This window comes from Vibrio sp. 10N.222.46.A1 (genome assembly GCF_041473595.1).
GTDB classification, from domain to species: domain Bacteria; phylum Pseudomonadota; class Gammaproteobacteria; order Enterobacterales; family Vibrionaceae; genus Vibrio; species Vibrio tasmaniensis_A.
In genome coordinates, this window is record NZ_JBFRSN010001808.1 from 1 (window position 1) to 211 (window position 211).

Consider the following 211-nt stretch of genomic DNA (forward strand, 5'->3'; position numbering starts at 1 on the left):
CCTAGAAGGGCTAGACAAGGACTTGGCCAATAAATTTGAACAACCTACGTTCCAATTTAAATTGATTGAGTTTGGCCCGTCGCCAGCGTCAAAAATCGAAGCTCGTATTAGCGGTGCAGACCCGCAGATCCTTCGCAGCATAGCTGTTGAGGTAGAAGATATCTTGTTGGCGGATCCTGGTTCTCGAAATGTGCGTCACGATTGGCGTGAA

General features: G+C 47.9%; 1 protein-coding gene. It reads left to right on the plus strand.

All coding sequences use genetic code 11. The features are described from left to right. On the plus strand, window positions 1-211 hold a 211-nt coding region (locus AB4496_RS29400; RefSeq protein ID WP_372133666.1), incomplete at both ends, for a hypothetical protein.